Source organism: Microvirga antarctica (assembly GCF_017921815.1).
In the GTDB taxonomy this organism is placed as follows: Bacteria; Pseudomonadota; Alphaproteobacteria; order Rhizobiales; family Beijerinckiaceae; genus Microvirga; species Microvirga antarctica.
Genome location: NZ_JAGEMM010000001.1, coordinates 1,429,549 through 1,455,440 on the forward strand (window position 1 = coordinate 1,429,549; position 25,892 = coordinate 1,455,440).

Consider the following 25,892-nt stretch of genomic DNA (forward strand, 5'->3'; position numbering starts at 1 on the left):
CTCAACCAGCTCCTGAGCCTCCGGCAGATCTAGCCAGCTTAATTCCTCGACCAGATCCCCCATCAGCCCAATGATGGCCGACGATGCCGATCGGTCAGCCTCCAGGGTTGCCCGCAGGCCGGCCACCTCCCGCTTCAGCGCAACCAAGCGCCGCGCTGCCAGCTGTCGGCGGTTGCCCCTCTCGCGGGCCTTCACCATCAGGTCGGGGGCGGCGGCAGCGGTAGCCGCCCCTATATCTTTAGATATAGGGACACACTCACCACATGAAGACCCTTTATTTGTCAACGACTTACAGGAGACCTCCGCGACTTCCGCGCACATACTCACCCTCAATGATTTCAAAGACTTACAAGTGACCTCCGCGACCCCCGCGCTCATGGTTTGGGCTCCTTTTTGGTGCCGGTCATAGGATCAGTTTCTCCTGGAAGAGGCGAGTGATCGGACGGTACTATCACCCGTCGACGGTTGTTCGACGGACCGATATGCGCCTCGCGAAGCTCGCCCCTGCCTGTCATCACGCCGATTGCTCGTTCAACAGCGAGGCGCGACATCCCTCTCACCTCTGCAAAAGGCATCAGAACTTTCGGGGCATAATCGCTGGAGTTTCTGGCCGGGCTTAGGAGCTTGCCGCGCTTGATCGCCTCTCGGATGGCGCGCATCACCTTCACCTCGTTGGTGATAGGATCCCATCCTGGGCCGCCTCCCGGATCCGGCTGATCGACAAGAAAATGGCCCTCAAAATAGCGCAGCGTCAGAAGGCTGTTAGAAGGCGCAAAGTTGCCTTTGAGGCGCTCGAGGATTCTCATGTCGCGGGCGTCAGGGCCGCTCGCCTCTTCCTCCGTTGGGCGCCGCATATAGATCACGCTGCGGACGGAATTTCGCCAAGCGGTGTTGCCGGAGATGCCCGTGCCCTCCTTCATGCCCGAAACGCTCGGATGGGCGAGTAGGACGGCAGCCCCGCCGGTCGTCCGCGCACACGCTTCGATGAGGCGGACGTAGCGGGTAACCTGCTGGCGATCGATTTCGAGGCCGCCGAAGGTGTCAGCGACCGTGTCGATGATGACGAGCTGGATGCCGTTCTCTCGGCAGTAGTCGGAGAGATTGGAATAAGTTGGAGTCGCAACCAGGCGCTTGCTGCGCTCATCGGGTACGGCGAGAAGCGCGTCGTCGCCATTGAGGACACGCCAGACGAGGCGGTCCTCAAGATCGCCCATATCTATCCCCAAGCCCCTATTAATGTCGGCCTGGCGGCGGTGCAGTTCGTCCCCGTCATCTTCGGCCGAAAAATACAGGACCTTCCTTTGGGCCAGCTCCATCCCGAGAAAAGGAATCCCCATCGCCGCGCACGTCGCCAGCTGCATTCCGAGGAGACTTTTTCCCGTGCCGCCGTCCCCGCTAAGGAGGGTCACAACCTTGTCCGGTATCCAATCCGGGACGCACCAAAGCCGCGGGGGTATAGGAACGTCCTGAAGCGATGACGGAAAGATTACCGGCCACCCCGGACGAGGCCGTCCCGACCCGAGATCGATCGGCCTTGCCTGCGCGACGGCATCCGCGATCATCCGCATTACGTGGTCAACGGGAGGTTTTTCGTCGGACATCACGCGGCCTCCGTGATGAGCCGATAAACCGGGTCAGCCGCCCCCTGGGTGCTCGTTTCCCACCCACAGAAATGACCGTCATCGTTGAAGATTCCGACGAGGTTGAGGCTTGTGCGCAGCGCGGGTTTCAGGCAAGATTCGCGTTGAGGCCCTACAAATGCTTCTCCAAAGATCCAGCCGCCGTTCCGGGTACCAGCCGGTCCGGCGGTTTCTTTTTGTGGGTCATTCGGCGCTGCTGCCGGTGGGACATTACTGTCAAAAACCCGTGGAAGATGGAGGGCATACCCGCCTGTCCCACCTTCCATAACCCTTTGATCGTTATCGACACTTTTCGCCCGGCCAGGGGCACCACATTGATGTCATTCATTTTCTTCCGATTGGTCAATTGACCGAATGGGCCGAGACCGGCCCGGCGCGCAGCGCTCACACGCCGCCGAGAGCGTCGTCATTTTCCGCGGTCGGCCGAAGAATGAGCGCAGATGACGGGGTGGCGCGCCAGCCTCGCGGACCGGCTTGCTGCCATTCCCTCCGCTGTCTCATCCGGCGCGCGTGCGCTGCAGCATTGCCGCCATGGCACGCCCTGTCAGATCTGGAACGTACGGCACAGCCGGCCCAATTTTTGGGATTCTGAGCTAACGCGCTCTGCGCGGCCGGAGAACTAAGGTGCGCGTATCACTGCGCCCGGCGGGCGCCATTCTTTGGCTTGAGGATCGCACGACATGTCCAGCACCACCGCCGCGTCGAAGACGACGATGCAGAAGATCCTTGATGGTGTCGAGAAGGTCGGGAACATGGTTCCCCACCCGGTGATCATCTTCCTCATTCTGATCGGGATCGTCATCGTCCTGTCTGCGGTGCTCAGCCTCTTCGGCGCCGCGGTCTCCTTCGAGCGGATCAATGCGGACACCCATCAGGTCGAGATGGCCACGACCGAGATTCGCAGCCTCCTCAACAAGGACGGCATCCGGTTCCTGTATTCCTCGCTCATTCCGAACTTCATGAGCTTCACCGCCGTGGGCCTGATGATCGCCGCCATGATCGGCGCCGGCGTCGCCGAGGAATCGGGACTGGTGACCGCACTGATCCGGAAGCTGGTGATCGTCTCGCCCCGCTGGGCGCTGACCTATATTCTGTCGTTTGTCGGCATCATCGCCAGCATCGCGGCGGATGCGGGCTATCTGGTTCTCATCCCGCTGGCGGGCGTCGCCTACATGGCGGTCGGACGTCACCCTCTGGCCGGTCTCGCGCTGGGATTTGCTGCTGTCGCGGGCGCCTTTACGGTCAACATGCTGATCAAGCCGTTGGACGCGGTGCTGGTCGAATTCACCAATGACGCAGCCCACCTCGTCGATCCGAACCGGTCGATCGGGCTGGCCTCGAACGTCTGGTTCTCGATCGCCTCGGTGATTTTCCTCACCTTCGTCATCGCGTTCATCACCGATCGCCTGATTGAACCCCGCCTCGGTCCCTACAACCCGGATGAAGCCACCGCCGGCGCCTTGCCCAAGCAGGGCGCGGTCCTGTCGGACCAGGAATCACGGGGGCTGCGGTTTGCCCTCTTCGGCCTGCTGGGCCTTGCGGCGGTCTTCCTGTTGCTGACCGTGCCGTCGGGCGCTCCCTTGCGAAACCCCACAACCGGGGAGTTGATCGGCAACTCGCCGTTCATGAACGGTCTCATCGCGCTGATCATGCTGATGTTCCTGGTCACAGGCTGGGCCTACGGCATCGGCGCCGGCACCTTGCGGACCGTCACGGAGGTGATCACGGCGATCGAGAAATCGATCAAGAACCTGGGCGGAACGATCTTCCTGTTCTTCGTCCTCAGCCAGTTCGTGGCCTATTTCACGTACACGAACATCGGCACCGTGATGGCGCTCAGCCTGTCGGGCATCCTGCAATCCGCCAATATCGGTTCGCTGCCGCTGCTGATCGGCTTCATCGTGGTTGTCGCCATCATCGACCTGTTGCTGACCGGTGCGATCGCCAAATGGGCGATTTTCGCGCCCGTGTTCGTCCCGCTGCTGATGAAGCTCGGCGTCGAGCCCGAGGCCGTGCTTGCAGCCTACCGCGTCGGCGATTCCCCGATGAATGCAATCACGCCGCTGAACGCCTATTTCGCCCTCGTCGTCGGCTTCGCGCAAAAATACGACCGTTCCGCCGGCGTCGGCACGATCGTGTCCCTCATGCTGCCCTACGTGATGTGGATGTTTGTACTTTGGACGGCCCTGTTCGCCGTCTGGAAGATGCTCGGCCTCCCGTGGGGACTTTGAGATCAACAGCGACACCTCACTGTAGCCATTTTCTCAGAACGGAACGAAGATCATGAGCAGCCCCTCGATCCCCTTGGACGTCGCCGCAGCAGAAGCCCATCTGATGAACTTCCTGTCGGTCGAAGGCGTCACCGGCCAGGAGGCCAACATTGCAGCGGCTGTCAGCGACGCGTTGAAAGCCATCGGCGTTCCCGCTTCGGCCATCACGTTCGACGACGCCAATAAGCGGATTCCCCTGCCCACGCAGACGGGCAATCTGATCGTCGATCTGCCAGGCACGCGCCCGGGGCCGCGCCTTCTGTTCTCCACGCACCTCGACACGGTTCCACTTTGCGCCGGCGCCAAGCCGCGTCGCGAGGGGGATCGCATCGTCTCCGACGGCACCACGGCGCTCGGCGGGGATGCGCGGACCGGCGTTGCACTCCTGGTGACGGTTGCCGAGACGCTGATCAAGAACAAGCTCTCCCACCCGCCGATCACGCTGCTGTTCACGGTGCGCGAGGAAAGCGGTCTGCATGGCGCACGGGAGTTGAAGCCTGCCGTCCTCAACGGACCCGCCATGTGCATCAATGTCGACGGCCAACTCGCCTCCGAGTTGATCGTCGGAGCCGTCGGGCAGGAGAACTGGGAAGTCGAGATCATCGGCCGCGCCTCTCATGCGGGCGTCGCGCCCGACAAGGGCATTTCGGCGACCCTGGTGGGCGCGATGGGTTTGACTGAGGCGCATCGGGCCGGCTGGTTTGGCAAAGTGGTCAAGCCTGACGGCCGCGGCACGAGCAATGTCGGCATCTTCGGTGGAAAAGACGGCAAGCCGGCCGGCGACGCGACCAACGTCGTCACCGATTATGCCTTCATCAAGGGCGAGGCCCGCAGCCCCGAGGCCGCCTTCGCAACCGAGATTGCCAACGGCTACAAGGAAGCGTTCGCAAAGGCCCAAGCCGCGGTGACAGACCACGAAGGCGATGTGGCGGAGGTGAAATTCAGCCACGTCACGTCGTATCCGCCGTTCAAGCTTGACGAGGATACGCCCGTCGTGAAGCGCGCGACGAAGGCCCTGACCATCCTGGGCATTGAGCCGACCTATCTGTTCTCGAACGGCGGGCTGGATGCGAACTGGCTCGACAAGCACGGCATCCCGACGATCACGATCGGTGCCGGCCAGGCTGAGATTCATACCCTCAAGGAATATGTGAACCTCTCCGAATACGAGAAGGGCTGTCGCCTTGGCGTGCTGATGGCGATCCTCGAGGACTAGGATCGAGGAGCGCCGGGAAAGGGCTGTTGTCTCGTGTCAAGCCAACTGACATCGCGACGGACTCCGAAGGATCCCTTCTTCGGAGTCCACGTGCGTTTGACCGGATGTCCCCATCGGGCGCGCAACACCTGAACGCCAGCCGGGCCCGCGCCCGGCGCCAACGTGGATCGTCGACGGCTTGAAATATCGATGGTCTGAGCAGGCCGAATGAGGAGTTGAGCATTGAGCCCCATAGCTTACACAGCCGCCATCATCGCCGTCGCCGTCGTCCTGTTCGTCTGGAACAAGATTCCGGTCGTTCTCGTGGCCATGCTCACCGCGCTGTCGCTCTGGGCGACTGGCGTGCTGACGCTGCCGCAGGCTCTCGGTGGCCTCGGCGATCCGGCGGTGATCTTCATCGCCTCGCTGTTCATCGTCAGCTCAGGCCTTGAGGTCACCGGCGTCACCGCCTGGGCCGGCCAACTTCTCATTCGCGGCGCCGGCGAGGAAAGCCGCACGCGGCTGCTGCTGCTCACGATGAGCCTGGTGGCGCTGCTCACCGCGCTGATCAGCGTCAACGGCGCTGTCGCAGCGCTCCTGCCGGTCGTGGTCGTGATCGCGGTTCGCCTGAAACGGAACTCATCGCAGCTGCTGATGCCGCTCGTCTTCGCGGCGCATGCCGGCTCGATGCTCGCGCTTACCGGTACGCCGGTGAACGTGCTCGTATCGGAGGCGAGCAGCGATGCCGGCGTAGGCGGCTTCGGATTCTTCGAATTCGCCCTCGTGGGCGTGCCCCTGCTGGCAGGCAGCATGGCGATCATCGTCCTGTTCGGACAACGCCTCCTGCCTCAGCGCAACGGCGAGACGATGCCGGCAGATTTCAGCCGTCACGCAAAGACCCTCGTAGAGCAATACGGCCTTGCGGCAGGTCTCTACCAGATGCGTGTTCGAGAGACCTCGCCCTATGTCGGCGCGGCTGCGGCCGCCGTCGACCTCTCGGCCTATCGTGGCCTGCAACTCGTGGCCCTGCAGGAGGGTGAATCCGCGAGTCCCTTGCGCCGCGCTTTGATTGCAGAGGGCGACCACCTGTTGGTGCGCGGCGATCCCGAAGCTGCAGCCGCATTCGGCGCCGACAAGCATCTGGCCTTCCAGGATGAAACGGCGTCGGGCGAAGAGACCCTGTTCAATCGCCGCTCCGGCCTTGCCGAAGTCGTCATTCCGCCGCGCTCAGGTCTGATCGGCCACAGCGTCTTTCCCGGAATGGTCACCGACAGCGGTAATCTGATCATCCTGGCCGTGCAGCGCGCCGGCGTCGAAGTCTCCGCGACCGCTGCGGGAGCCGGAGGAGGTGTCGTCCTGCAACCCGGCGACACCATGCTGCTCCAAGGGACCTGGAAGGCCCTCGACGTTCAGCTGAGCGACCCGGACGTGCTGGTCGTCAGCTCGCCCGAACTCGTGCGCCGCCAGGCTGTTCCGATGGGGCCGGGCGCCCGCCAGGCGATTGCCATCCTGGCCGGCATGGTCCTGCTGCTCGCGACCGGCATCGTGCCTCCCGCGGTGGCAGGTCTGCTGGCCGCTGGCGCCATCATCCTGTCGGGGATCATGACCGTCGAGCAATCCTACCGCGCCATCAGCTGGACGACGGTCATCCTTGTCGGTGCGATGATGCCCCTCTCCACGGCGATGGTGGAAACAGGCGCCGCGCAGATGCTGGCCAATCGTCTCGTCTACATGGTCGGCGATGCGGGACCGCTTGCCCTGCTGGCCGGTCTGTTCATTCTGACTGCCGTCATGGGGCAACTGATCAGCAACACGGCAACCGCCCTGATCGTGATCCCCATCGGTGTGGCGGCCGCGGCCAGCATGGGCATCTCTCCCCGTCCGGTCCTCATGAGCACGGCAGTCGCGGCAGCAGGCGCATTCCTGACCCCGATCGCGACCCCGACGAACCTCATGGTGATGGGCCCTGGCGGCTACGCGTTCGGCGATTACTGGAAACTGGGCTTGCCGTTGCTGATCTGGTTCTTCGTCGTCGCCGTGTTCATCGTGCCGCTGATCTGGCGCTTCTGAAACCGGTCCGGCCATCAGTTCGTCGCCGACAGCACAGCGGCGACGACACGGCGTGATGACACACAGGTTTTTGCGCGCACCCGGTCTGTTTCTGCAGCAATGTTGAAGGCCGGAGCGCGGCGCCGCGGAACTGTCCGCCAACCCCGGAATCCCGTCCGAATTTAGATGGGATTCAACACCCGCCTGTGTATTGTGACCCTCTCTTTCCGCCCGCACCCACCAGGATATACGTCGATGTCTTATCGCCTGCTTCCGTTGACACTCGTTTCCATTCTGGGCGTCGTCGCCCTCACGTCTGGATCGGCTCTTGCCGACAAGGCGGGCGCCGCCGCCTGCGCGGCCAAGCTGCCGAAGGATGCCCGCGCGATCTACGACGCGTCGGCACCGGGCGCCGCGTCGGCGAGCGATCTGAAGCAACTTCTGACCCAGCAGACCCGGTCACTCGCCATGGCTGGAACAATCAGTCGGGGAAGTGCCCGGGCGTCTGCAGAGGCCGCCGGCCCCTGCGTTGCCATGCTGAAATCATAAGCCGCACGCCCATTCGCACGACGACTTGACTGACGATTGTACAAAGGCCCCGCTCGGAGCATCCGACCGGGGCCGAATTCTTTTGAAGCGTGCCACGAGCGCCCTAGATCTGAACTGTTCGGACGCTCGTGGCATGTGGCTTCCTCTCACATCCACAGGTCCCGCCCCGCCAAGGGCCGTCAATGACACCTGAGAGCAACCGGTCGATGGCCGGTTGCGGATTGCATTGAAGGACCGCCTCATGACCCCCCTGCCCGACCCTATCCGTCCTGGTCAGGAAAGCGTGTGGGATTATCCGCGGCCGGCGGTGGCGGAAGATTGCGATCGCCACATCACCATCATCCATCGGGGCGTCGCCCTGGTCGACACGCGGCGCAGCATCAGGACGCTCGAGACCAGCCATCCACCGAGCTATTACTGCCCGCCCGGCGACATCTTGCTCTCCGCGCTCCAGCCTTCTGCGCGCCGCTCATTCTGCGAGTGGAAGGGTGAGGCCGTGTATTTCGATGTGGTGATCGCCGGCGAGCGGATGCAGGATGTGGCATGGAGCTATCCCGATCCCAGCAGGGACTTCGCGCGTCTGCGCGATCACATCGCCTTCTACGCATGGCCGTTCGAAGGCTGTTTCGTCGACGGTGAGCGTGTCTCGCCGCAGGAGGGCGGCTTCTACGGCGGCTGGATCACGTCCCAGGTGGCAGGGCCCTTCAAAGGCGGCCCCGGGAGCCGGTTCTGGTAGGCCCCACACGCCATAGGCAGGCGGCGCGACAACCCGTCAGACGGCGCATCTAACGACAGTTCGAAACCTGTGACGGACATGCGCCACAAAGCCCGCCCGATCAGTCTTCGACCGGGACGCCGGCGAGGTCGCTGAAGGCCGCCACGACGTTTTCATAGACGGGACGCTTGAAGGGGATGATCAATTCCGGAAGCTTCTCCATGGACTCCCAGCGCCATTCGTCGAATTCCGGCTTGTGCCGTCCCCCGCCAGGCTGCTGCACGTTGATCTCGGCTTCACTGCCTTCGAACCGGAACGCGAACCAGCGCTGGGTCTGCCCGCGATAGCGCCCCCGCCAGGCGCGGCCTGAAACAACCGACGGGAGATCGTAGGAGTACCATTCGGGAGCCTCCATAAGGGGGGTCACCGAGCGAACGCTGGTTTCCTCGTACAGCTCCCGCAGGGCAGCCTGATAGGGCGCCTCTCCCGGATCGATCCCGCCTTGTGGCATCTGCCAGGCGTAGCTGCCCGTCGTGTCGTGAATATTCGGTTCGGAGCGACGACGGCCGATGAAGACCCTTCCGGCCTTGTTGAGAAGCATGACCCCGACACAGGACCGATATGGAAGATCAGTCCTGAGCTGTGATCCCTTGGCGCCTCTCATACGACCACGTCCTCCCTGTCGGCGGCGGCAGAAAGGCTATCGACCCGGGCTGGATCAGCGCACTCATACCGGCGTTCGAGACACGCAGAGTGACGCCTCGCGGCCGGTTTCACAAGCCTTTCCGTTACGTGCGGTGGCGTCACGAAACAAAAAGGCCCGGCGGTCGAAGGACCGCCAGGCCATGTTTGTACCCGTCCTCCGAAGAGGCCCAGTGACGACGCCTCAGTTCGGGGTCGTCGTTGTGTTGGTGGCACCCTTGCGAACGCCGTGGAGGAAGTCGTACGCGGCCAGAAGCTGCTTGTCCTTGCTCGCATCCGGCGGGACGTAAGCCGACGAACCGCCGCGCTCTTCCTTCTCGCCGCCATTCTGCAGGTGGCCCCGCAGACCGGCTTCGCCCTTGGTCTCGTCCTTGCCCTTCAACTCGTCCGGAACGTCCTGAACGACCTCGGTATCGGGATCGATTCCCTTGGCCTGGATCGAGCGTCCTGACGGGGTGTAGTAGCGCGCCGTCGTCAGACGAACCGCTCCGTTGCCGCCAAGCGGGATAATGGTCTGCACGGAGCCCTTGCCGAACGAACGCGTCCCGAGAACGGTCGCGCGCTTGTGATCCTGCAAGGCGCCAGCCACGATCTCGGAGGCCGAGGCCGAGCCGCCATTGACCAGAACAACGAGCGGCTTGCCCTTGGTCAGATCGCCGGCCTTCGCGTTAAAGCGCTGGGTATCCTCGGCGTTCCGGCTCCGGGTCGAGACGATCTCGCCGCGGTCAAGGAAGGCGTCCGACACCATGATGGCCTGATCGAGCAAGCCACCCGGATTGTTGCGCAGGTCGATGACGAAGCCCGACAGCTTGTCCGGACCGATCTCCGCCGTCACCTTTTCGATGCCGCTGCGAAGGCCCTCGTAGGTCTGCTCGTTGAACTGAGTGATTCGCAGCACGCCGATATCGCCTTCAGCGCGGGCGCGGACCGGCCGCACCTTGATCATCTCGCGGGTGAGCTTGAGCTCCAGCGGATCCTTGGATTCTTTGCGCTGGATCTTGAGGATCACCGACGAATTGATCGGACCGCGCATCTTGTCGACGGCTTGGTTCAGGTTGAGCCCCTGAACCGCCTCGCCGTTGATCTGCGTGATGACATCGTTGGCAAGCACACCGGCCCGCGAGGCGGGGGTGTCGTCGATGGGGGTGACAACCTTCACGAGGCCGTCTTCCATCGTCACCTCGATCCCGAGACCGCCGAATTCACCGCGCGTCTGGACCTGCATGTCACGGAAGCTCTTGGCGTCCATGTAGCTCGAATGCGGGTCGAGCGAGGTCAGCATGCCGTTGATGGCCGATTCGACCAGTTTCGACTCCTCGGGCTTCTCCACGTAGTCAGTGCGGATCTTCTCGAACACGTCGCCAAACAGGCTGAGCTGTCGATACGTGTCCGCCGAGGCCGCAACGGCGCTCGTCGAGGACAACAATGTGGTCTGCGACACCATCGTCGCACCACCGGCTCCCACAAGGGCGCCGAGAACTAAAAGGGACAGTTTGCGCATTACCCGCGAACCTTTTCGCTTTGCGATTTCGCCCACCATGGACCCGGATCGATCGAACCGCCGTCTTTCCTGAACTCTACATAGAGAACCGGGGCGTTTTTTTCTATGGCACTCCCCGCAAGCGCAACGAGAGATGTGTCTCCCATTGTGGCCACGGGCTCTCCGGCGAGCACGAACTGCCCGACGTCAACATTGATTTGGTCCATACCTGCTAACAAAAGATAGTAGCCCCCGCCTGCATTGATGATCAAGAGTCGTCCATAGGACCGGAACGGCCCTGCAAACGCGACCCAGCCATCTGCCGGGGAGACAATGGCGGCTTTGGGGCGGGTATTGATCGAAATGCCGCGCGTCGTTCCGCCGTAGCCGTCCGATGCCCCAAAGTCACGCACCGTGTCGCCGCTGACAGGCCTCGGAAGGAGGCCGCGTGCCTCTGGAAATGGCACTTTCGGCGCCAAACGGGCCGGATCGCGGAAGGCCGCCTGCGCAAACTGCTCCCGTGCTTGCTTTTCCTGCGTTTCGGCAGCCTTTCGCGCCTCCTCGGCAGCGCGCTGCGCGCCAGCCGTTTCCTTTTCCATCCGATCGATCAACTCTTTGAGAGTTCCCGTCTGACGAGCGAGTTCAGCAGTCTTTTCCCGCTCCGAACCGAGATTTCTCTCCACTTCGGCGATTCGGCCCTGGCGCGCCTCGATCAGGGCGGCGAGCCGATCCTGCTCGGAGGTGAGAGCAGACAACTCGCTGCCGAGCGACACGCGATCGGCAGCGATGGCGTTTTTCAGGCGAACCAGTTCTGCGAGATCGGACGCAAGGACCTCGGCCTCCAGCCGCAATTCCGGCAGCACCGCGCCCAGCAGAATCGAGGCCCTGACGGCCTCGAGCATATCCTCGGGCCGCACCAGGACTGCCGGCGGCGGACGGCGTCCCATGCGCTGGAGCGCCGCGAAGACCTCGACGATCACGCCCCTGCGGCTGTCGAGCGACCGGCGAATGGCGGATTCGCTCGCCACGAGCGTCTGCAGGCGCTGCTCCAACGCCCGGGTTCGATCCTCGGTGTCCCGCAGGCGCGTCGCGGTTTCGATCAGCGCCGCGTTGAGCTTGGCGCGATCCGTGCGGATGTCGGCAATTTCAGCCTCGAGTTGCTTGTTGGCCTTGGCGCTGGCCGCCATGGCCTCTTCCAGCGCCCGCAGGTCCTTTTCGCGCTGCGCTTTTTGCTCCGCCGTCTCAGTGGCGACGGGAGGCGTACCTTTTGGCGCGGCGGACGGGGCGGCTTGCGCGGGTGGCGGCTTTGGCTGGGCCCAAGCAGAACCAACCCCGGCCAGGACAACCGCCGCGGCAAGCCAGATGGTCCTCTGCGAAGGAAGGCGCCGGGTCCGTTTCATGCGTCAGGAATCATCATGTCCGGCGCGATGATAAGGGTGCCCGGCGATGATTGTCAGTGCCCGATAGACCTGTTCGACCACGAGCGCCCTGACAATCTGGTGCGGCATGGTGAGGGAGCCGAACGACACGACAAGCTTCGCCCTCCCAAGGACCTCCGGATCGAGGCCGTCGGGCCCTCCGATGACGAAGGCGAGGCCGTGCACGCCCTCGTCGCGCCACTGCCTGATTCGCCCTGCAAAGACGTCACTCGAGGGGCTTTTGCCGCGTTCGTCAAAGACGACAAGCCCTGCGCTCCCGGCGCGTTCGAGGATGGCGGCCGCTTCCTCGCTCCGCCGGTCGTCGTCCCGGCGCGCGCGGCTCTCCGCAAGCTCGAGGAGATCGATCCCGGCCATGCCCAGGCCGCGGCCGAGATTTTCGATTCGCTGCCGATACCGTTCAACGAGTTCCCGTTCGGGGCCACTCTTCAGGCGGCCCACGGCCAGCAAGCTCAGCCGCAATCCCGTCAGCCTTCGTTAGCTGGCAGTATCATGCGGGCGGTCGGCGCCCCACATTTTCTCGAGGTTGTAAAACCCACGAACCTCGGGACGGAAGATGTGAACGAGCACGTCGCCGGCATCGATCAGGACCCAGTCGCAGGCAGGCATGCCTTCGACGCGCGCATTCCCGAAGCCCCTGTCCTTGAGCTCCTTGATCACACGGTCGGCGATCGCGCCCACGTGACGGTGGGAACGGCCTGAGGTCACGAACATGGTGTCGGCGATCGAGGTTTTGCCCGCAAGGTCAATCTCGACCGTGTCCTCGGCCTTCATGTCCTCGAGGCAAGCCTGGGCCACTGCCCGGATATCCTCTTCAGGCGGAGCATCCGCTCCGGAGAGAGGGGGAGGCGAATTCAGATTCGCCTCAAGCGGAGAAAGACGGTTCAGGTTCAGACCCTTTCAACCAGCGCGCGAGTCGCGCTATAGCTACAACATAATGCCAAATGGCACGATTTTTCAACGGTCGGCATGCGGCGAAGTTCGTCGCAGGCGCCGTAAGGCGGTCGACGATGCGGTCGAGCGCGGACCATGGAGGAAGGTCCAAGCCGGCGGCCGCAGCATCGGGAGCGCGGCGGCTTCGCTTTCCTCGATCCTTGCCCCGGTCAGGGCGGCGGCGGCCCGCGAATGGGTCGCCTTGAGTGTCCAGCCGGGCCGGTCGATCACCGCGATCGGCATCATGGCGGCAATCTCCCGCCAGCCCCGCCACCGATGGAAGCTTGCCAGGTTGTCGGCGCCCATGATCCAGACGAAATCGACGCCCGGACAGCGGCGCTTCAGAAAGGCCAGCGTATCGACCGTATAGCGCGCGCCAATATCGGCCTCGAACGCCGTCACATCGATCCGAGGGTGTATGCTCCTCGTCCGCGCTTCGGCGACCCTTTCCTCGAGAGATGCAAGCTCGCCGGTCTCCTTCAGGGGATTCCCCGGGGTGACGATCCACCAGATGCGATCCAGATCGAGGCGCTTCAACGCCAGCAGGCTCACGAGCCGATGGCCGTCATGCGCCGGATTGAAGGATCCCCCATAGAGGCCAATTCGCATGCCGCGCGCAGCGCGGGGCAACCGTGCAAGGCCGGACGGCTGGATTCGGAAGCGGCTTGATGGTGGGTTCACGGGCGCGTCTGACCCGAGCCATGAATGCGGTATTTGAACGAGGTCAATTGCTCGACACCGACCGGCCCCCGGGCATGCATGCGGCCGGTCGCGATGCCGATCTCGGCCCCGAACCCGAATTCCCCCCCGTCGGCGAATTGGGTCGAGGCATTGTGGAGGACGATCGCCGAATCCACCTCGGCGAGAAAGCGCTCTGCCGCCGCCTCATCGGTCGCGACGATGCAATCGGTGTGGTGCGACCCATAGGTCTCGATATGCGCGATGGCCTCATCCAGACCGTCCACCACCCGCACGGCAATGATGGCGTCAAGATACTCGGTTCGCCAATCCTCGTCGCTCGCGGGCGTGACGCGCGAATCCACCGCCTGGACCATGTTGTCGCCGCGCACGGCGCAACCTGCCGCGAGCAAAGACTCCACAAGCGGAACGAGATGGGTGTGCGCAACGGCGCGGTCGATGAGCAGCGTTTCGGCGGAGCCGCACACGCCTGTGCGCCTCATCTTGGCATTGAGCACGATGTTGCGGGCCATGGCGAGATCAGCGCTCCCATGCACGAAGACGTGGCACAGACCCTCAAGATGGGCAAAGACTGGAACGCGCGCCTCGCTCTGGACCCGGGCGACCAAGCTCTTGCCGCCGCGCGGCACGATCACGTCGATGGCGTTGTCCAGACCGGACAGCATCGCGCCAACCGCAGCACGGTCCCGGGTCGGCACAAGGCAAATGGCGTCTTGCGGAAGTCCTGCCCACCCCAGACCCTCGCGCATTGCGTCGGCGATGACGCTGGACGTTCGGAAACTGTCCGAGCCAGCCCGCAGAATGGCGGCATTCCCGGCCTTCACGCACAGCGCACCCGCATCCGCCGTCACATTGGGCCTGCTCTCGAAGATGACGCCGATCACACCGAGGGGCGTCGCGACCCGCTCGATCAGAAGTCCGTTCGGGCGCTCGAAGCGCGCCAGGAGCCGGCCAACGGGATCCGGCAGTTCGGCAATCGCCTCGACGGCCGCGGCGATCGATTCCACGCGCTCGGGCGTCAGCGTGAGGCGGTCGATGAACGACTCGATCTGCTGGCGGCCGCGTGCCTCCGCTACATCGTCGCTGTTGGCCGACAGGATATCCGCGGCATGTGCGCGAATGGACTGCGCCATCGCATGAAGCGCGGCGTTCTTGACGGCCGGATCGGCGAGAGCGATCTGGCGGGCGGCAGCGCGCGCATTCGCGCCGATGCGCCGCATGAGGGTCGCAACATCGTCGGCCTCGATGCGAGCGGCAGCGTTCATCATGAGGCGTCCTTCAATTCCACAGGCCCGGTATCGGCGCTCAGCGCGAGGTCGTCCCGATGCACCATCTCGGCACGCCCCGGATAGCCGAGGATTGCCTCGATCTCGCGGCTCGGCCGGCCGATGATGCGGGCTGCGTCGTCAATGTCGTACGCAACCAGTCCCCGCCCCAGAATGCGGCGCTCGTCACGGATCGTCACGGCGTCGCCCCGCGCGAAGGCTCCCTCGATCCGCCTCACGCCGACCGGTAGCAGGCTTGCGCCGCTCTGCAGCGCGCGTGCAGCACCATCATCCACAAAGAGCGTTCCACGGGGTTCGAGGGCCCCGGCGATCCAGGTCTTCCTGGCAGTGGCCGGGTTCGAGGGGGTGAGGAACCACGTGCAGAAGCCGCCATCGGCGATCCGGCGCAGGGGGTTTTTCACCCGCCCATCCGCAATCACCATATGGGTGCCGCCAGCCGTCGCGATCTTGGCGGCTTCGACCTTGGTGCGCATGCCGCCGCGCGACAGTTCGGACGCCGGGCCGCCGGCCATCGCCTCGATCGCCGGTGTGATGCGCTCGACCACGGGAATGTGCCGCGCGCTCGGGTCCGTGGCCGGGGGCGCCGAGTAGAGTCCGTCGATATCAGAAAACAGAACCAGCAAATCAGCGCCGATCATCGTCGCGACGCGGGCCGCCAGCCGGTCGTTGTCGCCATAGCGGATCTCGCTCGTGGCGACTGTGTCGTTCTCGTTGATGACCGGCACCGCCCGCATCTCGAGCAGCTTCAGGGTCGTGGCCCGCGCATTGAGATAGCGACGTCGCTCCTCGGTATCGGCCAGCGTGACGAGAATCTGACCAGCGGTGATGCTGTGATGGGCGAGCACTTCGGACCAGATCCGCGCCAGGGCGATCTGCCCCACCGCCGCCGCAGCCTGGCTTTCCTCCAGCTTCAGCGCACCGGATGGCAGCCCGAGGACCGATCGACCCAGTGCGATGGCCCCCGACGAGACCACAAGCACGTCGGCACCGCGCGCGTGGAGGTCGGCGACATCTTCCGCCAGCGCCGCAAGCCAGGCGTGGTTCAGGCGCCCGCGCGCCCGGTCCACGAGCAGTGCCGATCCCACTTTCAGCACGACGCGTTTGAAAGTGTTCAAGCGAGGGGTCGTCACGGCTGTCACGGATGCCATTCCTCGTGGGCGGAGACCTGCTTTTCCTCCGCCTTGGCGGAGTCGATGACGGTGAGCAGCGCCTGCAATACCTCCTGCACGCCCTGACCGGACGCCGCGGAGATGACCGCGGGCGTCTTCTTCGACGCCCGCTTGAGGCGGGCGATCTGGTCCTTGAGGGTCTGTTCGTCGAGCGCGTCCGCCTTTGAGAGCGCGACGATCTCGGGCTTGTCCGACAGGCCGTGGCCATAGGCCTCGATCTCATGACGCACCGTCTTGTAGGCCTTGCCCGCATGCTCGCTCGTGCCGTCGACCAGATGCAGGAGCACGCGGCAGCGTTCCACGTGGCTGAGGAAGCGGTCGCCCAGGCCGATGCCCTCCGACGCTCCCTCGATGAGCCCGGGAATATCCGCCAGCACGAATTCGCGTGAATAGGCCCGCACCACGCCGAGCCCCGGATAGAGCGTCGTGAAGGGATAATCCGCGATCTTGGGCTTGGCGGAGGTCACGGTCGCCAGGAATGTCGACTTGCCGGCATTTGGCAGGCCCACCAACCCCGCATCGGCGATCAGCTTCAGGCGCAGGATCAACCATCGCTCCTGACCTTCGAGACCCGGATTTGCGCGGCGGGGCGCACGGTTTGTCGAGGTCGTGAAATAAGTGTTGCCGAAGCCCCCATTGCCGCCCTTGGCGAGCAGCAGGCGCTGGCCGACCGTGGTCATGTCGGCGATGACGGCCTCGCCGTCCTCGTCGAGAATCTCCGTGCCGGCCGGGACTTTGAGAACCACGTCGGTGCCCTTGGCGCCATGGCGGTTCTTGCCCATGCCATGCTCGCCCTTCTTGGCCTTGAAGTGCTGCTGGTAGCGATAGTCGATGAGGGTGTTCAGGCCGTCGACACATTCCGCCCAGACATCGCCGCCGCGACCGCCGTCGCCGCCATCCGGCCCGCCGAACTCGATGAACTTTTCGCGGCGGAACGAGATGCAGCCGGCGCCGCCGTCACCTGACCGAATGTAGATCTTGGCTTGATCGAGAAATTTCATAATCCGCAACCTTTACGGGACAAGGCCAGCGGGGGCAACGCGGGCGACGCGAAAGCGCCCCCGCCGAAGCGGGAGCGCGAAAAGAGACGTTAGGGCCAGCCTGCGTCAGCAGGCGAGCGGCAGCACCGGGTCGACCTCGACCGGATCGGGCACGAGGCCGCAATGGCCCCAGGTCTTGAGGCTTTCCCAAGCCCGCCGGTCGAGCCGGAAATGCTCAGCCGGATAAAGACCGCCCCGCGCCGGCAATTCCACCAGCCCGGAGCCCTGATAGGCAAAGCCGCACTTTTCCAGCACCCGCCGCGAGGCCGGGTTGATCACCCGCACCGAAGCGGTGAGCTCGCTCCCGTCGCCATAGGCGAAGAATGCGTCGATGAGCGCCCGGGCGGCTTCCGTTGCGTAGCCATGACCCCAGGACGGCGTTCCGAGCCAGAATCCCAGCTGGGGAGTGCCGCTCTCCCCACCGCCACTGATGCCAACGGCCCCGATCACGGTGTTCGGCCGCCCTTTGGGCGTGATGGCGAGTTGCAGCCCGCGACCGTCCGCGTTGGATTTGCGGGACTGGAACACGAAACGCTCGCCATCCTCGGGACCATAGGGATGCGGAATATGGGCCGTCATGTCCGCGACCGCTTTCTCACCGGCAAGCCGGACGATGGCCTGTACGTCCGCCAGTCGGGCCCAGCGCAGCCAAAGCCGGCGGGTTTCCAAACGGAACACGTCGTCACGGGTGAGGTCGGGAAACATGGTCTTGCTCCGATCCGAAGGGCTTTTCTCGAAGCCCGGAAATGACGAAGGGAGGTGGACATCCCACCTCCCCTGTCGAACTCGGATCTGAAGCGTGGCCTTATGGGGCCGTGAAGAAGCTTGATCCGCCGGGTCGGTGTGATGCCGGCGGGAGCTCCTTCGTTTTGCTCTCGCCGTCTATTCTGCTGCCTCTTGGGCTGGTACGACCGATACGAAGGCTCGGCCTTGACGCGTCAGGAATCGGACTCGGCCTTCGGCCGTGGCAAAGAGCGTATGATCTTTGCCCATGCCGACATTCGCGCCCGCGTGCCATTTGGTGCCGCGCTGACGAATGATAATGTTGCCCGACACGACCGCTTGATCGCCGAACTTCTTGACGCCCAGACGACGGCCAGCGGAGTCGCGGCCGTTGCGGGACGAGCCGCCTGCTTTTTTGTGTGCCATGGGTCTACTCCCGTGTTGCTTTCAGGTGCCGTCGCTTATTCGGCGGTGGCCGGCGCGGCGTCGTCAGCCGCAGCCTGGGTGGTCTTCTTCTTGGCCGCAGCCTTCTTGGGCTTCTCGCCGAGACCGAGGATATCGGTGATCCGAACCACGGTGTAATCCTGGCGATGCCCGCGCTTGCGGCGCGAATTCTGACGGCGACGCTTCTTGAAGGCAATGACCTTCGCGCCGCGGGTGTGTTCCACCACTTCGCCCGTCACGGTCGCACCCTCGACGAGGGGCAGGCCGACCTGGGTGCCGCTGTCATTCGTGACCATCAGAACCTGGTCGAACGTGACGGCGGTGCCCGGCTCGCCTTCGAGCGTGGCGATGGTGATGACGTCGTTGGCGGCAACGCGATACTGCTTGCCGCCGGTCTTGATCACTGCGAACATCTGATCCTCGTGTTCTACCGGCTCTCCGCGGCACGCCGCAGGGCCAGCTTTTTGGCAGTTTCCGGCTTCGGGACGCGACACCCCGGAGGATGGCGCACGAAAAACGCGCAGGCAACACGGCCCGCGCGGTCAGTGACGTCTCTCTAGGAGACCGGGCCCGCTGATGTCAATAAAAAACACGCCCGTGGGCGCTTGAAGACCGCCAAGGCCCATGATATCCACGCCGCCTCAACCCGCCAACCTTGGGCGTCTACGGAGAGGTGGCAGAGTGGTTGAATGCACCGCACTCGAAATGCGGCATACGGGCAACCGTATCGGGAGTTCGAATCTCCCCCTCTCCGCCACTCTTCTTCGTTAAGCCCATCAAATACAACAATATTTCCGTGGCTATGGATGTCCGCCCCCTAATTTGCCCCACATTTCGTAAGGGAGTGTGTTCGCCGTCCTTAGATGTCTATGGACGAATGAACCAACGCGGCGAAGGCTGAGCCTCGCCCTTGAGCACTTCCCGAGTGGCAATCAAGATCCAAGGCAGCAGCAGGGCGCAGGCGTAATTTCGAGGAATCTAAAACTCGTCATCCTGAATCCCCAAACATAGTGTTCTCCACATTTTTAAACCGTGACGAGGTTCGAGGGCGAAGACTTCGCAACCGGTAACGTGTCAATATAAGAGTGCGCGAACCAAGGAGCGTGCTACTATTTTCCACGAGCAGATAATTTCCCCGCCTATCGTTAAGGTTGTAGACCTGTTTTGTGGCGCCGGCGGTCTCGCCTTCGGACTTAAAAGCGCAGGCTTTGAGATCGCGGCTGGCGTCGATCTTGACCCAGCCTGCCGCTACCCCTTCGAGACAAACTGTGGTGGCAAGTTTGTTGAGAAGAGCGTCGCCGATATTACTATTTCAGAACTCAACGAGTGGTTCGAGGGTGCTGACGTCCGTGTTCTGGCCGGCTGCGCGCCCTGTCAGCCATTTTCGACTTACGCCCAAAGTCGCAAAACTCCTGATGCCCGGTGGGAGCTTCTTCGCGCATTTCTAAGACTGGCAGTCGATCTTCGACCAGAAATTGTCACCATGGAGAATGTGCGCGGGCTCGCCGCGAAGCCAATTTGGCAGGAATTCGTTAAGGGGTTGGAGAAAGCCGGCTATCACATCGCGTGGGACGAGGTTTTATGCAGCGATTTTGGCGTTCCGCAAACTCGCAAGCGACTAGTTTTGCTGGCCTCACGCCTTGGCCCTATAGCCACTCCGGCCCCTAGAGCTGGTATGATTCCGCGAACGGTCAGGGAAGCCATCGCAGACTTACCCCCCTTGAAAGCAGGTGAAGCTCATTCGAGGGATCCTCTTCACATCGCCTGCCGTCTCAGCTCAGTGAACCTAGAGCGTATAAAAGCCTCCAAGCCGGGAGGCACTTGGCGCGACTGGCCACTGAGGCTTCGATCCGCCTGCCACACCAAAGCGTCAGGCGAAACTTATCCCTCGGTCTACGGACGCATGGCATGGGACGAACCTGCACCGACGATAACTACACAATGCTTCGGCTACGGGAATGGCCGTTTTGGTCACCCTGAACAGAACCGGGCAATCACGTTGCGCGAGGCGGCCATGATTCAGTCTTTCCCCGAGTCTTATTCGTTCATTCCAGACAAGACTCAAGTCACGTTTTCAAAGATCGGCACACTTATCGGAAACGCTGTTCCCCCGAAGCTTGGTGAGGCGATTGGGCACTGCGTTTTGAGGCATCTCAACACAGCCGCTAGTGTTTCCAGAACTTAGCAAAAAACCTAAGGTCACCCTTGGAGTAAATGCGTGGCAAAAATTATAAACTTTAAAGGTTTTGATACTTTAGAAAAGGAAGCCGGAGAGCAAGAAATACTTGACAGGTCGAAACGAATAGATTCTTACCTGAGCGAGTACACAATTGAGTACTTAGCCGACAAGATGAAGGACGAGCACTTTGTCGTTCCTAACTATCAAAGGGAGTTCACTTGGGAGCCGCATCGCAAGTCGCGGTTCATTGAATCTCTCTTAATGGGTCTCCCTATTCCTTACCTGTTTTTTTGGGAAATGCCTGATGGCAAGTTGGAAGTGGTCGATGGTTCTCAGCGCCTGCGAACGATCCATGAGTGGATCCACGGCGGCCTTCAACTAGACGAGCTAGAGGAACTACCGGCTTTATCAAACTCGAGGTTTTCTGACCTGCTTGAATCGCGGCAGCGGAAGGTAAAAAATCGCTCGATACGTGGAATTGTGTTGAATGAGAATGCTGACGACCAAGCCCGGTTCGATATGTTCGAGCGCATTAATACAGGTAGCAAAGCCGCAAATAAGGCGGAAGTCCGGCGTGGGGCACTCGGAGGGCCGTTCATAAATCTTGTGATTGAGCTATCGAAGAACGCCCGGTTTGCGAAACTAGCGCCTGTTCCTAAAAAGGCGCTCGATGAACGGGTGCGAGAGGAACTTGTTACACGCTTCTTTGCTTATGGCGATGGTCTTGCGGGCTACAAAGACAAGCCGGCAGTCTTCCTGTTTGCCTACACTCGTGAAGCCAACGAACGATTTGAGAAAGATCCGAATCTTATCCAAGAATACCGGAAAAGATTCGATGATATGGTGAACTTCGTTGACAAGAATAGCCCTAACGGATTTCGCAAATCTAAGACCAGTAACACTACGCCTAGAGTTCGCTTTGAAGCGTTAGCAATCGGGTCATATCTCGCTTTCAAAGAAAATCCGGCGCTTTTGGTGCGTGGCCCAGCCATCCCTATGAGTGAATGGTTGGACTCGGACGAATTTTCAAACGTCACGACATCCGATGGAGCAAACGTCGTCTCTAAACTGCGCGGACGCATCAACTTTGTGCGTGAAAGGCTCGTTGCGTGATGCCGGGACCGCTAGAGACCGCCTTCGACGAACGATTGGCTGAAGTAGAAGCCTACCTTAGCTTTTTGGACGAGTTAGAGCTTGCTGCACAGACAGGAGCACCAAAGTTCCGAGACGGGAACAATCCATTATCACCTCAGCAAACTCAAATTCTGAGAGCGGGGATTTTTATTCAACTATATAACCTTGTTGAAGCGACGATGACACGATGTCTGGATGCTCTCGCGTCTGCATCGTCGAGCGGAGCTTGGAAAGCTGCCGACCTCAATCCCCACTTCCGTAGAGAGTGGATCAAAGTCGTTGCCGCCGTGAACAAAGAAATGAATGCCGACAATCGCTTAAAGTATGCTGTCGTTCTTTCAGAGCTACTGGTTCAAGCAAAGCCCCTTGAGGATTTCAAGTTAGACAAAGGCGGTGGCGGCAACTGGAACGATACCAACATCGAGAATATGCTGGAACGGGTGGGCCTTAGGCTGCGATTGACTCCTACTGTGAGGGCTGCAGCAAAGCGTAAGTTCCGGGATGACCTCGGACCACTCGCACTTGTTGTAAAGCTGCGAAATGATCTTGCTCACGGCAACATCTCATTCGCCGAGTGTGGCGAGAACGAAACCGTAGTTGGCCTGCGCGAAATCAGTGCCAATACGGCGATGTATCTGAGGAGCGTCGTTAGAGCTGTCGAGCGGTTTATTGACCGGCATGAGTTCCTCGAAGCGACGAACCGACCTGCTTAATCATGAGTAGCGTAGATCCGAAACGCTCTTCAATAATGGCGAGTGTAAAGGGAAAAAATACCAAACCTGAAATAATCGTGCGTCAAACGGCTCACGCTATGGGTTACCGCTATCGGCTTCACCGGCGTGATCTGCCCGGCACTCCCGATTTGGTATTTGTTCGTCTGAAGAAAGTTATCTTTGTTCATGGGTGCTTCTGGCATCGCCACGAAAATTGCCGAAAAGCCACAACCCCACTAACCCGCGCTGATTTCTGGCAAGACAAGTTCAACGCCAACGTGAAACGCGACCTGCGGAATATCACTCTGTTGCAGGGGCAAGGTTGGTCAGTGCTCATCGTATGGGAATGCGAAACGAGGGATATAACTGTGCTCCGAGAGAAACTGCGTTCTTTCTTGAAAGCTGTGCCTCGGTCCGACTTACAGTACGTGACATCAGGGTATACCCCGTGGTGACGTAACAAGGCAGGCTAGATATCATGTAACATCTGGGTTGACACAGCCTATTTGTGACAGTGTACGGTCAAGCGTAAACCCTGAAGTGACACCATGGCCCGCATCGGTTACGCCCGCGTGAGTACAATTGACCAAGATCTCGACACCCAGCTTGCAAAGCTCAAAGCCGAGGGATGTGAGGTGATACGGTCCGAGAAAGTTTCAGGGGCGAGCCGCGCGGGCCGTAACGAACTGGCAACGATCATCGACTTTCTGCGACCCGGCGATGAGTTGATGGTCACGCGGCTTGACCGCCTCGGTAGAGACACCCGCGATGTCCTCAACCTAATTCACGAATGCGAGCAAAAAGGCGCAACGGTCACCGTGCTCGACCCGCACATTTCCACCCGAGGGGAGATGGGACACATCGTATTGACCGTACTCGGCATGGTTGCCGAGCTCGAAAGACGCTTCATAAAAGAGCGCCAAAGAGATGGTATTGAACAGGCCAAGAGCGCAGGCGCTTATCGCGGCGGCAAGCGCCGCCTCGATCGTGAACGCATACTTGAAATGGGGGGCACAGGTCAGCGGCCTGCCGCTATCGCCCGGGCACTTGGATGCTCACGAATGCAAATCTACCGGATACTGAGAGAAGAAAGTCACCCCCGCGGCAGCCCTCCTGTCAAAACTGGTACTTTTCCCCTATGAAGCAGGCCGGGAGTGTTCTCGAAAGCCGTAACTAGCGGTGTTGGCTTCTTCGGGCCGTCGCTATGGGGCACGTTAGGAAAAAAGGACACAGATGAGCGTGTGTACATTCTGGCCATGCGACGGGCTTGCATCCGACAATCTCTCCAAGCTCGGTTCGCTCGGCGATTATTTCGGAGGCTTGTGGGGGACGCTAATTTCCGTTCTAGCCCTTGTTGTCGTGTTCTTTACATGGCGGCTAACGCGACAAGCAAACAATAGAAATGCTTTGATTTCCATACTTACTGAAATGCTTAAGACACATGATAGTATTTCTTCTATTGAAAAAGGAATTTCCTCGCGATTTCTGAGAGAATTTTCAGCGGTCTATAAATTATCACGAAGAATTGTCCCAGACGATCAATTCTGGTCCGTTGAGGATAGAGTTGACATCGCATATACGTTTGTATTTTACGGCTTGAGTACCCATGTACGCCATTCTCTGTCGAGACACGGGGACGAGCGCCTGAAGCTACTGCAGGACGCTACAGCACAGTTGAGACATCGAGCGGGGAGTAAGTACAAAAACTACTTTTCAGGATACCAAGAACATCTATCGCATTATTTGCGCAATCTTTTTGGTATGTACGTTTTGATCAATGAATCGAATTTGAAATTGAAGGAAAAATTGAACCTCAGCAAGGTGGTGAGAACCAAGCTATCAAATTATGATCAAGCTGTCCTTGCGTTGAATGTGATGTCCCATCTGGGCCGCGAATGGGACAGGCAAGGCTTGATTATCAATTATAAACCTATTGCTAATGTACCAGAGAGATTTTTTGGCTATGATAACGCGCTTTCTCTAAAGAAGTACTTCCCATATGTAGAATTTGAATGGGAACGCTCGCGTGGAAACCGACCATACTATTATACGATCTCCGTTATGAAGTTCTCACTTACTATTTGCAAACGTTGAAAGCGTAGCTGCAACAGAGTCAGGTAGCGGCCACGAAGCATAGCTATCTCAACGCGCCGGGCGAATTACTGTTGGCTTGTCAAAGCGCGCCCGAAATTCCTCGATCGCCTCCTCAAAGCGATCGAATCCTTCATCCCGCATTCGAGCTGCGAAGCTAGTGCTACGTTCCGTGCCGACCACTGCGGACCAGAAGTAGTGGATCATTCCGGCCGCGTCGCGCCGACCCATCCGCGTGATTGTCAGTCGAATTCCCCGTTTGAGCGACTCCGATGCATTGGTCGAGGACAACACAGGGTCAAAAACACGTTCGTGTAGGAAACCCATAATCTCAGCTTCTCTTACGCGCGTCTGCATTTGAACACAGCCATGTTAGAATCCTACAAGGCTAACGCTCTAGCTCAACGTCAGCCTTAATGATGAAGCATACAGAGGTCGTCGTCAGGCGTGAAGTCATCAATGGTCCTCACCGCCCGCGATTCGCACGATCATAGTGTCGCTTAGGCGGCAAAGCGTCGGGTCATCACTATTCGCCAATGCGGTGCAGAATCGCGCGGTGCTTGAGTTTCGAGGGGCGATTCGGGCGCTGGTCGGCTTTGCGCTGGTTGACCCGGGCGGCCCGAAAGCCGCCCGGGGGCCTTATTTCGCCGCTTTAGCGGCCTCGGTAGGGGGCAGTAGGGCTAAGTGCTCGCGCTTACGCACAAAAGGTTGGTCGTCGGGCCACTCGCGCCACTTGACCAAGAACAGGTCGTTCGGCTTGGCGGCGGTCACCACGGCCTCGAACCAGCCTTCCATCTGGCGGCCCTCGGTTGCAAGAACCACGCTGCCGACCCTAATGTCAGACCATGACGAAGGGAATGGCGCTGGCTGCTTCGCGTGGTCGGGTGCCGTGGTAACTGAAGCCTCATTTCCGGCCTTGTCATCGGTTGCCGCCACGATGTTGGCAGGGTTCGGTGGAGGCATGTCGCCCTCCATTGCCTCAATCTGGCCGTAGATCGTCCTATTGACGAAGGGAACGAACGCCTTGCCACTTGCGAATACGGCCCTGAGGCAGCTTACGTGCGAGCGACTGCTGCTCGTCCGTGCTCAGGCGCAGGACTTTCATGCCCATCAGCCTCGCCGCCTTTTCTGCCAAGGAGGCGTCCGAAGCGTTGAAGGAAGAAGCGTGCGGCTTACCCGCATCGTCGAGGCCGAACAAGATCAGGGCTGTGTTGGTCTTCCCCTCCTGATCGACGTGCTTCGCAACATCGCCATTGAAATGGCCTCTGTCAGTTGCCATCGCGCCCTCCCAAAATGACGAAGGGGGCCAGAGGCCCCTTTTTCGTCAGTTCAGATGTATCAAGCCGCAAATATGCCGACTCGAAACTTCGTTGAAGTCCCCGGTCCCGGGGCAACGAATGCACTGTCATGATCGACCTCATTGGGTTTCATCAATGCAGGGCGCA

26 protein-coding genes and 1 tRNA gene are annotated in these 25,892 nt (G+C 61.0%); 12 read left to right on the forward strand and 15 right to left on the reverse strand.

The genetic code is table 11. The features are described from left to right. Positions 1 to 374: 374 nt before the first annotated feature. A complete protein-coding gene (locus J4G32_RS06960) occupies positions 375 to 1,601 on the reverse strand; it encodes an AAA family ATPase (protein WP_343232596.1) in 1,227 nt (408 codons plus the stop codon). A 719-nt stretch (positions 1,602 to 2,320) separates the two neighbouring features. Here J4G32_RS06960 and J4G32_RS06965 point away from each other — a divergent pair. From J4G32_RS06965 to J4G32_RS06985, 5 genes are all read left to right on the forward strand, one after another. Beyond that, positions 2,321 to 3,871: an AbgT family transporter gene (locus J4G32_RS06965; RefSeq protein ID WP_210485370.1), complete on the forward strand. Its 1,551-nt coding sequence runs from the start codon at positions 2,321 to 2,323 to the stop codon at positions 3,869 to 3,871. 52 nt (positions 3,872 to 3,923) lie between these two features. Continuing rightward, a complete protein-coding gene (locus J4G32_RS06970) occupies positions 3,924 to 5,126 on the forward strand; it encodes a M20/M25/M40 family metallo-hydrolase (protein WP_210485371.1) in 1,203 nt (400 codons plus the stop codon). 222 nt (positions 5,127 to 5,348) lie between these two features. Further along, complete coding sequence (locus J4G32_RS06975) at positions 5,349 to 7,175, forward strand: SLC13 family permease (RefSeq protein WP_210485372.1); 1,827 nt, start codon at positions 5,349 to 5,351, stop codon at positions 7,173 to 7,175. Positions 7,176 to 7,409: 234 nt separating this feature from the next. Continuing rightward, positions 7,410 to 7,703 carry a hypothetical protein gene (locus J4G32_RS06980; protein ID WP_210485373.1) on the forward strand — a complete coding sequence of 98 codons (294 nt, stop codon included), beginning with the start codon at positions 7,410 to 7,412 and terminating at the stop codon, positions 7,701 to 7,703. A 241-nt stretch (positions 7,704 to 7,944) separates the two neighbouring features. Further along, on the forward strand, positions 7,945 to 8,439 hold the full coding sequence (locus tag J4G32_RS06985; RefSeq protein WP_210485374.1) for a DUF427 domain-containing protein: 495 nt from the start codon (positions 7,945 to 7,947) through the stop codon (positions 8,437 to 8,439). Between the two features lie 100 nt (positions 8,440 to 8,539). Here the strand turns inward: J4G32_RS06985 and J4G32_RS06990 are convergent, their stop codons facing one another. From J4G32_RS06990 to rplU, 12 genes are all read right to left on the reverse strand, one after another. Then, positions 8,540 to 9,082, reverse strand: a complete 543-nt coding sequence (locus J4G32_RS06990) for an RNA pyrophosphohydrolase (protein ID WP_210485375.1) — start codon at positions 9,080 to 9,082, stop codon at positions 8,540 to 8,542. A gap of 222 nt (positions 9,083 to 9,304) precedes the next feature. Next, positions 9,305 to 10,621 carry a S41 family peptidase gene (locus J4G32_RS06995; protein WP_210485376.1) on the reverse strand — a complete coding sequence of 439 codons (1,317 nt, stop codon included), beginning with the start codon at positions 10,619 to 10,621 and terminating at the stop codon, positions 9,305 to 9,307. Beyond that, positions 10,621 to 12,000, reverse strand: coding sequence for a murein hydrolase activator EnvC family protein (locus tag J4G32_RS07000; RefSeq protein WP_210485377.1), 1,380 nt, complete (start codon positions 11,998 to 12,000; stop codon positions 10,621 to 10,623). The genes J4G32_RS06995 and J4G32_RS07000 overlap by 1 nt, the downstream gene beginning before the upstream one ends. A 3-nt stretch (positions 12,001 to 12,003) precedes the next feature. After that, on the reverse strand, positions 12,004 to 12,498 hold the full coding sequence (rlmH, locus tag J4G32_RS07005) for a 23S rRNA (pseudouridine(1915)-N(3))-methyltransferase RlmH (RefSeq protein WP_210485378.1): 495 nt from the start codon (positions 12,496 to 12,498) through the stop codon (positions 12,004 to 12,006). A gap of 15 nt (positions 12,499 to 12,513) precedes the next feature. Next, on the reverse strand, positions 12,514 to 12,843 hold the full coding sequence (gene rsfS / locus J4G32_RS07010) for a ribosome silencing factor (protein WP_343232606.1): 330 nt from the start codon (positions 12,841 to 12,843) through the stop codon (positions 12,514 to 12,516). A gap of 150 nt (positions 12,844 to 12,993) precedes the next feature. Next, a complete protein-coding gene (locus J4G32_RS07015; protein WP_343232598.1) occupies positions 12,994 to 13,650 on the reverse strand; it encodes a nicotinate-nucleotide adenylyltransferase in 657 nt (218 codons plus the stop codon). Beyond that, positions 13,647 to 14,936, reverse strand: coding sequence for a glutamate-5-semialdehyde dehydrogenase (locus J4G32_RS07020; RefSeq protein WP_246504791.1), 1,290 nt, complete (start codon positions 14,934 to 14,936; stop codon positions 13,647 to 13,649). Before J4G32_RS07020 ends, J4G32_RS07015 begins: the two co-directional genes overlap by 4 nt. Next, positions 14,933 to 16,102, reverse strand: coding sequence for a glutamate 5-kinase (gene proB, locus J4G32_RS07025; RefSeq protein ID WP_210485379.1), 1,170 nt, complete (start codon positions 16,100 to 16,102; stop codon positions 14,933 to 14,935). The genes J4G32_RS07020 and proB overlap by 4 nt, the downstream gene beginning before the upstream one ends. Beyond that, positions 16,090 to 17,124 (reverse strand): GTPase ObgE, encoded by a 1,035-nt coding sequence (gene obgE / locus J4G32_RS07030; RefSeq protein ID WP_210485380.1) that lies wholly within the window; start codon positions 17,122 to 17,124, stop codon positions 16,090 to 16,092. The genes proB and obgE overlap by 13 nt, the downstream gene beginning before the upstream one ends. A 105-nt stretch (positions 17,125 to 17,229) precedes the next feature. Continuing rightward, positions 17,230 to 17,868, reverse strand: a complete 639-nt coding sequence (locus tag J4G32_RS07035; RefSeq protein ID WP_210485381.1) for a GNAT family N-acetyltransferase — start codon at positions 17,866 to 17,868, stop codon at positions 17,230 to 17,232. A 177-nt stretch (positions 17,869 to 18,045) separates the two neighbouring features. After that, positions 18,046 to 18,312 carry a 50S ribosomal protein L27 gene (gene rpmA, locus J4G32_RS07040; RefSeq protein WP_210485382.1) on the reverse strand — a complete coding sequence of 89 codons (267 nt, stop codon included), beginning with the start codon at positions 18,310 to 18,312 and terminating at the stop codon, positions 18,046 to 18,048. A 35-nt stretch (positions 18,313 to 18,347) separates the two neighbouring features. Further along, positions 18,348 to 18,743: a 50S ribosomal protein L21 gene (rplU, locus tag J4G32_RS07045; RefSeq protein ID WP_210485383.1), complete on the reverse strand. Its 396-nt coding sequence runs from the start codon at positions 18,741 to 18,743 to the stop codon at positions 18,348 to 18,350. A 254-nt stretch (positions 18,744 to 18,997) separates the two neighbouring features. Between rplU and J4G32_RS07050 the strand changes: the two genes are divergently transcribed. The 7 genes from J4G32_RS07050 (at position 18,998) to J4G32_RS07080 (ending at position 24,450) form a co-directional block, all read left to right on the forward strand. Continuing rightward, positions 18,998 to 19,087: transfer RNA gene (locus J4G32_RS07050), tRNA-Ser, on the forward strand. Between the two features lie 402 nt (positions 19,088 to 19,489). Next, complete coding sequence (locus J4G32_RS07055; RefSeq protein WP_246504900.1) at positions 19,490 to 20,515, forward strand: DNA cytosine methyltransferase; 1,026 nt, start codon at positions 19,490 to 19,492, stop codon at positions 20,513 to 20,515. A gap of 33 nt (positions 20,516 to 20,548) precedes the next feature. After that, the gene (locus J4G32_RS07060; RefSeq protein ID WP_210485384.1) at positions 20,549 to 21,622 is read left to right on the forward strand and encodes a DUF262 domain-containing protein; all 1,074 of its coding nucleotides are present in this window, start codon (positions 20,549 to 20,551) and stop codon (positions 21,620 to 21,622) included. Then, positions 21,622 to 22,356 (forward strand): MAE_28990/MAE_18760 family HEPN-like nuclease, encoded by a 735-nt coding sequence (locus J4G32_RS07065; RefSeq protein ID WP_246504902.1) that lies wholly within the window; start codon positions 21,622 to 21,624, stop codon positions 22,354 to 22,356. Before J4G32_RS07060 ends, J4G32_RS07065 begins: the two co-directional genes overlap by 1 nt. Before the next feature lie 2 nt (positions 22,357 to 22,358). Next, entirely contained in the window at positions 22,359 to 22,811 is a 453-nt protein-coding gene (locus J4G32_RS07070; RefSeq protein WP_210485386.1) for a very short patch repair endonuclease, read from the forward strand. 93 nt (positions 22,812 to 22,904) lie between these two features. Then, positions 22,905 to 23,498 carry a recombinase family protein gene (locus tag J4G32_RS07075; RefSeq protein WP_210485387.1) on the forward strand — a complete coding sequence of 198 codons (594 nt, stop codon included), beginning with the start codon at positions 22,905 to 22,907 and terminating at the stop codon, positions 23,496 to 23,498. Positions 23,499 to 23,589: 91 nt separating this feature from the next. After that, entirely contained in the window at positions 23,590 to 24,450 is an 861-nt protein-coding gene (locus J4G32_RS07080; RefSeq protein WP_210485388.1) for a putative phage abortive infection protein, read from the forward strand. Between the two features lie 636 nt (positions 24,451 to 25,086). Here J4G32_RS07080 and J4G32_RS07085 read toward each other — a convergent pair. Both J4G32_RS07085 and J4G32_RS07090 read right to left on the reverse strand, forming a co-directional pair. Beyond that, positions 25,087 to 25,410, reverse strand: coding sequence for a hypothetical protein (locus J4G32_RS07085; RefSeq protein ID WP_210485389.1), 324 nt, complete (start codon positions 25,408 to 25,410; stop codon positions 25,087 to 25,089). 37 nt (positions 25,411 to 25,447) lie between these two features. Beyond that, positions 25,448 to 25,726: a hypothetical protein gene (locus J4G32_RS07090; protein WP_210485390.1), complete on the reverse strand. Its 279-nt coding sequence runs from the start codon at positions 25,724 to 25,726 to the stop codon at positions 25,448 to 25,450. Between the last annotated feature and the right edge of the window lie 166 nt (positions 25,727 to 25,892).